This window comes from Nostoc sp. LEGE 12454, from assembly GCF_056620565.1.
In genome coordinates this window covers 104,424-114,933 of record NZ_JBWQXL010000021.1, presented here as the reverse complement: position 1 = coordinate 114,933, position 10,510 = coordinate 104,424, and the positions used below count along the sequence as shown (strand labels likewise).

8 protein-coding genes are annotated in these 10,510 nt (G+C 45.1%); 3 read left to right on the top strand and 5 right to left on the bottom strand.

The annotated features are described in order from the left end of the window. Positions 1-282 precede the first annotated feature (282 nt). Together topA and AC1F2U_RS21315 are read left to right on the top strand one after the other, a co-directional pair. Positions 283-2,448, top strand: coding sequence for a type I DNA topoisomerase (gene topA, locus AC1F2U_RS21320; RefSeq protein ID WP_480262892.1), 2,166 nt, complete (start codon positions 283-285; stop codon positions 2,446-2,448). Positions 2,449-2,483: 35 nt separating this feature from the next. Continuing rightward, positions 2,484-2,738: a hypothetical protein gene (locus AC1F2U_RS21315; protein ID WP_480262891.1), complete on the top strand. Its 255-nt coding sequence runs from the start codon at positions 2,484-2,486 to the stop codon at positions 2,736-2,738. Here AC1F2U_RS21315 and AC1F2U_RS21310 read toward each other — a convergent pair. From AC1F2U_RS21310 to AC1F2U_RS21290, 5 genes are all read right to left on the bottom strand, one after another. Beyond that, the gene (locus AC1F2U_RS21310; protein WP_480262890.1) at positions 2,682-3,089 is read right to left on the bottom strand and encodes a response regulator; all 408 of its coding nucleotides are present in this window, start codon (positions 3,087-3,089) and stop codon (positions 2,682-2,684) included. The genes AC1F2U_RS21315 and AC1F2U_RS21310 overlap by 57 nt on opposite strands. Before the next feature lie 6 nt (positions 3,090-3,095). Beyond that, the gene (locus tag AC1F2U_RS21305) at positions 3,096-3,509 is read right to left on the bottom strand and encodes a response regulator (protein WP_480262889.1); all 414 of its coding nucleotides are present in this window, start codon (positions 3,507-3,509) and stop codon (positions 3,096-3,098) included. A gap of 131 nt (positions 3,510-3,640) precedes the next feature. Next, positions 3,641-5,764 (bottom strand): sensor histidine kinase, encoded by a 2,124-nt coding sequence (locus tag AC1F2U_RS21300; protein WP_480262888.1) that lies wholly within the window; start codon positions 5,762-5,764, stop codon positions 3,641-3,643. A gap of 33 nt (positions 5,765-5,797) precedes the next feature. Continuing rightward, positions 5,798-7,558 (bottom strand): hybrid sensor histidine kinase/response regulator, encoded by a 1,761-nt coding sequence (locus tag AC1F2U_RS21295; RefSeq protein WP_480262887.1) that lies wholly within the window; start codon positions 7,556-7,558, stop codon positions 5,798-5,800. Positions 7,559-8,389: 831 nt separating this feature from the next. Next, on the bottom strand, positions 8,390-8,908 hold the full coding sequence (locus AC1F2U_RS21290) for a phosphoribosyltransferase (RefSeq protein WP_480262886.1): 519 nt from the start codon (positions 8,906-8,908) through the stop codon (positions 8,390-8,392). Between the two features lie 97 nt (positions 8,909-9,005). Between AC1F2U_RS21290 and AC1F2U_RS21285 the strand changes: the two genes are divergently transcribed. Beyond that, entirely contained in the window at positions 9,006-10,457 is a 1,452-nt protein-coding gene (locus AC1F2U_RS21285) for an MFS transporter (RefSeq protein ID WP_480262885.1), read from the top strand. Positions 10,458-10,510: the final 53 nt, after the last annotated feature.

Here is a 10,510-nt window from a genome sequence, read left to right as displayed (position 1 = left end):
GAATCGTACTTGTCTTGAATGCTTTCTACTACCTGCTTATCAGACATATAAGCCTTTAATTCGGTTACATTCCGATCATCTAACCATTCGGCAAATTGTTCAAGTTATTTTTACATGATGCCTTAGAAGTGAAGCAAAGGTTAAAGTACAAGAAAATTACTTCAGAGTTCAGCAATTTGCAGAGCTTTTTGGTACAGTATTCTAGAAAATCCAGATGACGAGAATAGGCGATCGCTAATTGCAATTGCCAGTTTATTGCTCAAAATCTAGAACGCAGTTGCTATGATCAAACGCCTGCTTGTGGTAGAGTCTCCGGGAAAAGTCAAAAAACTCAGTCAAATTCTGGGTTCGGATTGGAAAGTTCTAGCCAGTTGTGGACATATCCGAGAACTCAGTAATGAAGGGGAAGATTCCTTGGGCTTCGTCATGGACGGCAGTAATGTTCGGTGCAATTACGTCCCACGTGACCAACGAGCGAAGGAAACAATTCAGAAACTCAAGTCTGCGGTGAGGCAGGTTGATGAAGTTGTCTTAGCAACTGACCCAGACCGGGAAGGCGAGACAATCGCTTGGCATCTCAAAGAAACGCTGGGTTTAAAGGAACCGAAACGAGTAATTTATACTGAGATTACAGCATCGGCGGTGCAGAGTGCGATCGCTAATCCTAGAAAGCTAGACCAAAACTTAATCGGTGCTGGGCTGTGCCGAGATTGCCTAGATAAGCTGGTAGGTTACAAAGGTAGCCCTTTAGTTTGGGCATTAAATAACGGTGCTAAGAGTGTTGGCAGAGTCCAAAGCGCGACGTTGCACCTGATTTGTCAGCGAGAAAACGAAATTCTAGCGTTTGTCCCCCAAGATTACTGGAGTGTGTGGGTAGATTATGCTGAAGGATTTCGGGCTTTTTACAAAGGGACGGTCGATTCTGTAAAAGATGCAGCAGACCAAGAAACTGAAACTCACGATGATGCAAAGGTTGGTAATAGTCCAGAAACACCGGAGTCTAAGCGCGTTCTTTCGGAAGCAGAGGCAACACGTTTAGTTGAAGAAGCACAACGACATCCTCATCAGGTGATTCATTTTGAAGGAAAAATCGTTAATCGCCAGCCACCGCCACCATTTACAACTTCCAGCCTTCAGCAAGCAGCCGGTTCAAAGCTGAGGTTTGCTCCCGACAAAACTATGATTGTGGCCCAAAAGCTTTATGAGGCAGGGCTGATAACATATATGCGAACAGACTCAGTAATGCTGAGTCCAGAATTTTGTGCCAGCGCCCGTAAATGGTTAGAGCAAAACGATCCGCCTAATGTGCCGCAGCAAGTTGCAAAACATCGCAGTAGCAAATCGGCTCAAGAAGCACATGAAGCGATTCGTCCAACGGATGTGTTTCGTCCCTCAGTTCAGTTGCGTTTAGAACTTCCTGATGATGAGTTTAATCTGTATGTGATGATCTGGAAACGGTCAATTGCTTCTCAGTGTCGGGCTGCTCAATTGCGTAAAACTCTGGTGATTACTCAGTCTGGTTCTCTACTGTGGTCAGCTAGAGGGCAAGTAATTGAATTTTACGGTTATGCTCGGTACTGGAATAATCTCAGCAAGGATAGTGTTTTACCTTCATTACAACAGGGACAAGCGCTGAAACTGGAGAATGCTGGACATGAGCAAAAGCAGACGCAGCCACCACCCCGTTATAGTGAACCAAAACTGGTGCAACTGATGGAACGTAAAGGAATTGGTCGCCCAAGTACCTATGCTCCTACTGTTGCTACTTTAAAAAAACGAAATTATGTGGAGTTGAAAAAAGACCATCTGCAACCGACAGCGTTGGGGTTAGAAGTTGATGCATTTTTGCTCAAAGCACTGCCGGATTTACTAGAGGCAGAATTCACAGCGAAAATGGAAGATGCCCTTGATGCAATCTCCGAAGGAAAAAACTCTTGGCAGCATTATTTAACTAGTTGGAATCAGAATTACTTTATACCAGCGCTCTCCAAAGCTAAAACTGTAGTTACGAGTTCCCCAGCAGGTAAAGCTCATGTGATAACTGAGCGGAAATATGAAACTTCCAAGACGCGATGCCCTGAATGCAAAAATTTTCTCGCCAAAATTCCGAGTAGTAAAGTTAAAAAGAAATATTTCCTCAAATGCACAAAAGGCTGTGAAAATGTCGTGTTGTTTTGGAGCGACTTTAACAAAACTTGGCAGCCACCACAAGCTAAAACAGTCCAAGCTGAGAATCAACAAAAGCCTCCCGTGAAGATGACGGCATATCCCTGCCCAGTATGTAAGAAACCTTTAGAGGAGTACAGTTATATCAAAGAAGGGCAGAGTAAGAAAATGTTGCGGTGTTGTGACCCACAATCGCGTAAAGATACCAAACATAAAGATGTGGCTTATTTCAGTACGCCAAAAGGGTGGTGGAGTCCTAAGTTTGGGGAGTTGAATTGTTAGACTAGACTGCTGATATTTTACTCAATACTAATTTGATGCATCGACCTGCACCTTTGTTGCATCGACCCGCACATTTGTTGCATCGACCTGCACGTTTGTTGCATCGACCCGCACCTTTGTTGTATCGCCCTGCACGTTTGTTGCATCGACCTGCACATTTGTTGCATCGACCCACACCTTTGTTGGATCGACCTGTACCTTTGTTGCATCGACCTACAAAAATTAGCTCACCCCTAACTGTCCTCAGTTGTACCTGGTGTAAGCAGTTGCTTAATTTGGTGAGCCAATAATTCTAGTCCAGCATCCTTGGCAAAAAATCCGTCTGCTTCTGGACACATTTGTTTGCCATGCACCTCTAACTCATTTTTGCTCATGTAAGCCGTGACGAGGATGACTACAGGAGAGCGAGGCAAGTGGCGCTTGAGAGCGGTAACAATTTCCATGCCATCTGTATTTAGCTCATACCGAGCCGTAGGTAACACGAAATCGACCAGAAAGATATCGTACTGGTTTAGTTCGTCTAACTCCCACAAGAAACTAGACACTGACCTATAGGTTGCTACATCATATTGTTGCTTCAGAAAGCGTTGGATGATGCGACACCAGTGTTCGTCATCATCCAAAATCGCCAGCTTGTACATGGAGATTCAATTCCTTTTTTGACCAAGAAGACTAATCATATCCAAAAAGGCATCGTAGTCAGTTATGGGTTTGGTATAGCAACTGTCAGCCCCAGATTGGGACAACAGGAGATGTTGATCGGCGGGCATGGTGTAAGCCGTCACCAGGATAATTGGTAACTGTTTCCACTGCGCCTTTAAATGGCGCGACAGGATGGAGCCATCGACTTTTTGTCCTTCCCACCTAGCTCCCGGCAAATTGATATCCATAATCACCAGTTCTACTGCCCCCGCTTCGCATTGTTGGAATATCTCTTTTGGTTCAGCAGTAATAAACACCTGATGACCCCCCAAACGTTCGATTAGTTTGGCGGTTCCCTTAGCCAGGAGTTCGTTATCTTCAACCAGCAGGATGTTCAAGATTGTTACTAAAACCTCCATGCTGTGGAAGCGCCTACATCCAATGAGAGTAAGGTACAGGTGATTTTAATTGCCGTCCAAATATTAAAATCCATAAAATACTCATCTTTTTTATAGTCAGGTGAAATATCTTCCAAGGGCCAAGCCCATAGCTAAAAGCTATGGGCTTGGCCCTCAACTAGAGAACCCTGACCTCCTACCTGACTTTGTTCGTTTAGAGGCAGGGTAAAAGTCACCGTGTTTCCCTGCCCTAGCCCAGGGCTTTCAAGCCAGATTTTACCACCCATTAGTTCCACTAATCGCTTGCAGATAGTCAGCCCTAAGCCGGTGCCCCCGTAGGAGCGCTGGGCAGAACCATCAGCTTGCACAAATGGGGAAAACAGTTGCTCTGAGTTTTCCATCTCAATGCCGATACCTGTGTCGTGTACCGAGATTTGAGCCATTGTCCCAGTACTATCGACGACAGCCCGGACATCGATTTGACCCTCATCGGTGAATTTGAAGGCGTTATCCAGCAGGTTTGTCATCACCTGACGGACTTTGATCTTGTCGGCGAAAACAGTCTCGATTTCACAGTCGAGTGTCAGAGGAATTGACTTGTAGCGGCTTTCGGCACCAGAAAGGAAACACTGCTCTTGTAAAAGCTTTTGCAGATAAACTGTCTCTAAATCTAAGGCTATGCGCCCGTCTTCAATCTTGGCAATGTCAAGGACATCGTTAATTATGGTGACTAGATTTTGCGTCGATTGGTAAGCGCCATCTATATATTCGCGCAACTCATCTTCGTCTTCATAAAGGCGCTCTTTGAGCAACTTTAAATAGTTTAAGGTCGAGGCCAGAGGAGTTCGCAATTCGTGGCTGGTAGAAGCCAAGAAGTTGCTCTTGAGGCGACTCACCTCTTCGGCGGCAGCTCGGGCATGAGAGAGAGCTTCGTTGTGCATCTCAACTATCAGGCGTTGCTGGCGTTCTCGGTGATAGAGGCGGTTTTGCAGCACAGCCAACGATAGGTGAATGTTCAAAGACTGGATGAGTTCCATCTCTTCGATGCTCCAGGGATGAGCTTTATCTTGTTTGAGCGCCTGCCATTGCGCCATTGACTGGCGGGGCCGCTGTTGGCGCTCATCGTCTTCCTCATAGCCTGGCCAAAGATTTTTTGTGCCGATTTGGTCACGAAAGAATGTTAAATACCCCAGGAATTCTTTACCATAATACAAGGGTTGAACAATCAAACCCCGAATCGGTGTGGTCTGGAAGGATTCAATCAGTTGGTGCAGACGCGGTTCTTGCTGAAGATTAATTACGACTCGCAGGGGAGGTTTATCTTCTTGAGTTAAGGCGGTGTCGATGGGAGCAGGAGTTTCCCCTACCTCTTGCCAAAGGGGATGATTTTCTAGTAAATGTGGTTGCTCTTGCTCGGATGGAGCCGGCTGATTTCCGTAAGTATAAAGATGGGCTGGTAAAGCCTCATCCGGGGAAGTTAGGTACAACCTTCCTCCAGAACTGCCAGAAGCTTTGACTGCTTGCTCCAGAACGTTATGCAAAATCTCTTCAGGGGTAAGAGGCGCGTGCAGCATAGTGGCAATCTGATTAACGATCGCATCACGCTGCTGCTGTTCCTGCATCTGACTCAGCAGACTCGCCTGGGTAATTGCCAGTGAAACCTGGTCAGCAAGCAATTGCACGACCAGCAAATCCTCTGATGTAATCTCTCTGGGTTCGGCATGATGAGAGATCAACAGCCCCCAGAGTTCCTGTTGATAAATTATTGGCACTACCACTGAAGATTGCACACCCATCTGGGTGAGATAGTCTACATGGCAAGGGTCTACCGGACGGCTTAAGATATCTTCGAGGGGTTGCTCTTGCACTTCTTCAAGGGTCAAGTCGCCGATTGCCGTCGTTTTAGAAGTCGGCAGCGAGTTGAGGATAATTCGCTGTTCGCTGACATTGACAATAGAGCGGGTACGTGCTTTGACAAACAAAGCCCGCGCTTGGGGCGGAATGTCATCAGCTGGATAGTGCAATCCCAGCAAAGAAGGTAGGCGGTTGGGGGCGCTGGCTTCGGCAACAACGTGTCCATGCCCGTCGCGATCGAAGCGGTAGACCTTAGTCCGATCGGTTTGCAAAAATGCCCGCAACTCGACCACAGTTGCATCCAAAATCTCTTGCAGGTTCAGCGATTGCCGGATGCGGTTCGCCATCCGAGCCAGTAGAGCTTCTTTGCCTTCAGGAAGGAACTGATCTTTTAGGTTTCTAAAACCGGAATTTGTTGCCAATTTTTACTCTCGACCTCTCAGAATAATTATTTATTATTTAACTAGGCTAGCAATTACCATCGCTAATTTTGCTGGTTCTATTGGCTTAGTCAAATGTTCTTGGAATCCTGCTTGGAGAATTTTTTCCTGGTTTATCTCTCCAGCATAAGCTGTCAGTGCGATCGCTCGGATCTCTCCCCCTTGCTGTGGCGGTAGCGATCGAATTTGCCGAATCAGCATATAACCATCCATTTCTGGCATCCCAATATCACTTAAAATAATATGTGGTTTCTCAAGTGCAAAGGCGTCTAGTGCAAGCGATGCTGAGGCGAAGGCACGTACAGAAGCACCATACTGTTGCAGGATGAATACTATTAACTCGCGGGTGTCAACTTCATCGTCCACAACTAGCACATTTATCCCCTCAAGATTAGGGGAACCATCAGCCAAACCCTTGTTTTCAGTTGTTTGAGGCTCGACACTCTTGATAGGTAACAACACAGTAAAGGTAGCACCTTTATCATCTCCTTCACTTTCTGCTTGGACTGTTCCACCGTGCAGTTCCACGATTTGACGAACGATCGCTAAACCAAGCCCCAAGCCGCCAAAGGTTCTTGTTGTGGTATTGTCAGCTTGACGAAAGTAATCAAACACGTGAGGCAGAAATTCTGGGTCGATGCCCTTACCTGTGTCACTGATTTGGATTTGCGCTTGTGTACCCACGCGCTCAAGTCGTATTTCCACTTCCCCCCCGGACTCTGTGAACTTAACAGCGTTAGAGAGCAAATTCCAAACAACTTGCTGCAAGCGACTGGGATCGCCTAAAACTTGCCCTACATCCGGTTCAAATTCCATCTTGAGTTGAATTGACTTGGCTTGAGCAGCTAGACGCACGGTATCAAGGGCTACTTCAATAACGGCGGACAGGTCAACAGAACCGATCTTCAGGCTGAGTTTGCTTTGAAGAATCCGGGAAACATCCAGTAAATCTTCCATTAGCTGAGACTGCAACTTGGCATTGCGCTCAATGGTTGCTAGGGCATAAGCCGTCTTTGCTTCATCAAATTTGCGGGTTTGCAGGAGTTTTGCCCAGCCCAAAATCGGGTTGAGAGGAGAACGCAGTTCGTGAGATAGAACAGCGAGGAACTCATCTTTGAGACGGTTGGCTTGTTCAGCTGCATTTTGTGCCGCTTCGCTAACGGCACGGGCGGCTTGTTCGCGCCGTGCCGATTCTTCGGCTGCTTGACGGGCGTTACTACTGTGAAGAACGGTGGCTGTAAAATTTGCGAAGCTTGTCATCAGCCGCAAGTCTTCTCGATCGAACTGCCGATGCTCATCGTGGGATACAATCCAAATCGTCCCAAGTGGTTGATTGTGAATCAATAAAGGAACCACCAATATCTCGACGATTGTTGGCTTAACCTGTTGCAAGAAGGTGAAATACCGTTCTGGATAGGAATACAACAGGGGGGCTTGACGTTCTAGGCAGGTGCCGCAGCAACTAAAGCTGTAAAGGGTGGCAGTTTGTTCATAGGCTTCTAACATCCCGGCTAGTGCGACCCAACGGCAAATATCTTCCCCGTTCGGAGTCATCTCAAGTAAGCTGACACCTGCTGATTCTGCCCGACACAGTTGAGTAATTATTTTTACAAGCTTTTTGAGCAGAATTTGAGGCTGCTCAACTACTTGCCCTATCAGGGTATGAAGTGCATCGTTTTCTTGCTTGAGGTCAGTGGTTCTGGGTATTCTATGAGATAACTCTTCAGTGATGAGAATATCCTCTAAACATATTTGTTCCACTTCCTCATTCGTCATTACACCACTCCGTTTCTAAGAAATATTGCCTTAGCAGTTCCTGTCCAGATTCACCAAGTTTCGTAACATTTCTTCAATTTTTATCAAGAAAAAATCAAAATTCAGAATTCAGAATGAATTCTGAATTTTGAATAAAAGAGTTTTATACACCCGCCTAATAAGGTGATTTTACAATCGGGTGGTAGTATAAAACCCTTTCATTCTTACTCCTGGATTTTGGTCAAGCCCTCCGGGCAAGGTAGAAAGTAGGAGGGAAGAAAAAGCTTTTGGGAAAGCCTTATGCGAAGGACTGTTTGGGGCCGGGCCACCATACCTCCGGTATGGTGGCCTCAAATACCCTTACGGACTCGCTACCCTACACTCAATTGTGGTTATAATCCCCAATTGATTGTTCCGTTTAGCATAGATGCCCCCTGCTTTCTTTTTTGGCTTCCTTTGATTCGCATAAAACAAAGACTACGACAAAATGATTTGCCTTTGGTACTTCCTGAAGGAAGATTTGGGAAGTACCTTCTAATACCAGCACAGCTTTTAGTTTGAAAGCTAATGTCAAAATTGACTTGCGATTAATAGTGCTAAGGGAAGCGATGCCTGCGGCGAGCTACGCTAACGCTAAAATTTAAAATACTACCAATGCGGTAATAAGCTATCATTTCGAATGTATTAAGCCTTTACGTATCAGTAATTACCAATTACCTTAACAAGTCCGCTTTGCGTAATTGTTAATAACGCAAAGCGGTACTAGTTACATTTACCATTTTGTGGAAAATTGTCCGTTAAGGAAGTTGGTAAGCATAAGCAAGTGTAAAATTCATTTTGTATAGGTATTAATCAACACAGTTGGCTTACCTTAGCCGCAAGTTCTGCGGGGTTCATCTGCTCGTAGTGTTCAAAAGGTTGATGAATCCAGGGGTTGTCAGGTAAATAATCAACATAATAATTGGGTGTTATAACTGAACAGGCTTTATACCAAAGAACGGCGGTGCGAATTTCCTCAATGGGGAAATCAATATTTTGCTCAAGCCAAGGTATAGTCTGTTGGAGTGTTACCCCAGAGTCTACTAAGTCATCCACTAGGAGAATGCGCGAACCTAACTTTTCGGCAGTCATCGTTAAGTGGCGGGAGAAAATTAAATTATTTCTTTCTTGCTTACCAGGGCCACTGTAAGATGAGGTTGCTAAAATTGCCAGCGGCTGCTGGTATATACGGGAAAGAACATCTCCAACTCTTAGTCCTCCTCTGGCAAGACAGATAATCTGGTTAAATTCCCAACCTGATTGATAAATCTGAATAGCCAGTTGTTCAATTTTTTGGTGATAATCTGACCAAGAAACATAAAGGTCTGGCATAAGTCTAACGGGAGTGGTAGATGGCTGTATTGAAGGCGATGTCTACGACGGGCTATGCCCACGCAGACTTTTTATTTTAGTATGAGTGCAAAGTTTTATGAATAATTCTGCTGCTGATGGCGATGTCCAACGAGATCCGCTCAGTGAAAAACTTGACCTTAAAACAAAGCTGGCTTACGGTGCAGGGGATTTAGGCCCAGCAATCACTGCAAATATCTCCGTCTTTTTTCTGCTGGTTTTCTTCACGAATGTTGCTGGTATTCCTGCGGGTTTAGCTGGCAGTATTTTGATGATTGGCAAAATCTGGGATGGCATAAACGATCCGTTTGTCGGCTTCCTGACTGATAAAACGAAATCTCGTCGTTGGGGGCGTCGTCTTCCGTGGATGTTTTATGGAGCAATCCCCTTTGGAATTTTCTTTTTCTTGCAGTGGATTGTACCGCAATTTAGTGCAAATCAGAGTGATAATATTTGGCCATTATTTTGGTATTACGTAGTCATTGGGGTGGTATCTCAGGCGTTTTACACAGTTGTGAATTTGCCTTATACGGCAATGACTCCAGAATTAACTCAAGATTACGACGAACGCACCAGCCTTAACAGCTATCGCTTTACATTTTCTATTGGTGGCAGCATTTTATCGTTGATTTTAACGCAAATTGTTTTTTCAGCGATCGCCGATCGCCAAAAACAATATCTCGTTTTAGCAGCCATTTGTACGGTAATTTCGATTTTAGGATTATATTGGTGCGTTTTTGGAGTCCGCGATCGCATCTTGGCTTTTGAGGCTAAACGCATCCAAACCGAGGAACCCGCATCTCTCCCCTTCTTTGAACAGCTAAAAATTGTCTTTAGTAACCGACCTTTTTTATTTGTTATTGGTATATATCTTTGTTCTTGGCTAGGTGTGCAGGTGACAGCCAGCATTATTCCCTATTTTGTAGTCAATTGTATGGGTCTTAAAGAATCAGACGTACCCACAGTGATGATTGCAGTCCAAGGAACTGCTCTGGTGATGCTATTTGTCTGGGGAGCGTTGAGTAAAAAAATCGGGAAAAAAGTTGTTTATTTTCTGGGAATGACTTTATGGATTATAGCTGCCGCCGGACTATTTTTCTTACAGCCTGGTCAAATAGTTTTGATGTATGTAATGGCTGTTATGGCTGGTATTGGTGTCTCCACAGCTTATCTAATTCCTTGGTCAATGATTCCAGATGTGATTGAATTAGATGAACTGCAAACCGGACAACGCAGAGAAGGCATTTTTTATGGCTTCATGGTTTTGCTGCAAAAATTTGGTTTAGCTTTGGGACTATTTTTGGTGGGAAATGCTTTGCAAGTATCTGGTTTCAAAGAATCTGTAGCTGGAAGTCCACTACCCATCCAACCGGAATCAGCACTGTTTGCTATTCGCGTTGCCGTTGGCCCCATACCGACAGTTTGTTTGATTTTTGGCTTAGTTTTAACGTATTTTTACCCAATTACCCGCGAGATGCACGCTGAAATTATGCTGAAACTCAAAGAAAGGCAAGAGAAGAGGGGGAATTAAAGAGCAGGGGAGCAGGGGAGCAGGGGAGCAGGGGAGCAGGGGAGCAGGGGAGA

Coding starts and splice junctions, on each gene's coding strand:
- AC1F2U_RS21310 (WP_480262890.1), bottom strand. CDS start 3,089: ATGTACAAGCTGGCGATTTTGGATGATGACGAACACTGGTGTCGCATC.
- AC1F2U_RS21295 (WP_480262887.1), bottom strand. CDS start 7,558: ATGACGAATGAGGAAGTGGAACAAATATGTTTAGAGGATATTCTCATC.
- AC1F2U_RS21315 (WP_480262891.1), top strand. CDS start 2,484: ATGCATCGACCTGCACCTTTGTTGCATCGACCCGCACATTTGTTGCAT.
- topA (WP_480262892.1), top strand. CDS start 283: ATGATCAAACGCCTGCTTGTGGTAGAGTCTCCGGGAAAAGTCAAAAAA.
- AC1F2U_RS21285 (WP_480262885.1), top strand. CDS start 9,006: ATGAATAATTCTGCTGCTGATGGCGATGTCCAACGAGATCCGCTCAGT.
- AC1F2U_RS21305 (WP_480262889.1), bottom strand. CDS start 3,509: ATGGAGGTTTTAGTAACAATCTTGAACATCCTGCTGGTTGAAGATAAC.
- AC1F2U_RS21290 (WP_480262886.1), bottom strand. CDS start 8,908: ATGCCAGACCTTTATGTTTCTTGGTCAGATTATCACCAAAAAATTGAA.